Annotated in this window: 1 protein-coding gene; it reads right to left on the minus strand. The window is 44.4% G+C overall.

All coding sequences use genetic code 11. The features are described from left to right. Positions 1-223 (minus strand): EF-Tu/IF-2/RF-3 family GTPase (locus ACXAH6_RS20490; RefSeq protein WP_474879844.1); only part of this gene is annotated, 223 nt, incomplete at both ends.

A 223-nucleotide genomic window follows, 5' to 3' on the forward strand; every position in this document is an offset into this window, starting at 1 on the left:
GTCACGCTTAGTACCACGTAGAAGAACACCAACGTTCTCACCAGCGCGGCCTTCGTCAAGAAGCTTACGGAACATCTCAACACCAGTACAAGTAGTCTTAGTAGTTTCTTTAATACCTACGATTTCTACTTCTTCACCAACTTTAACGATACCTTGCTCAACACGGCCTGTTACTACTGTACCACGACCTGAGATTGAGAATACGTCTTCGATTGGAAGAATG

The organism is Alteromonas sp. ABE4_545, from assembly GCF_056161325.1.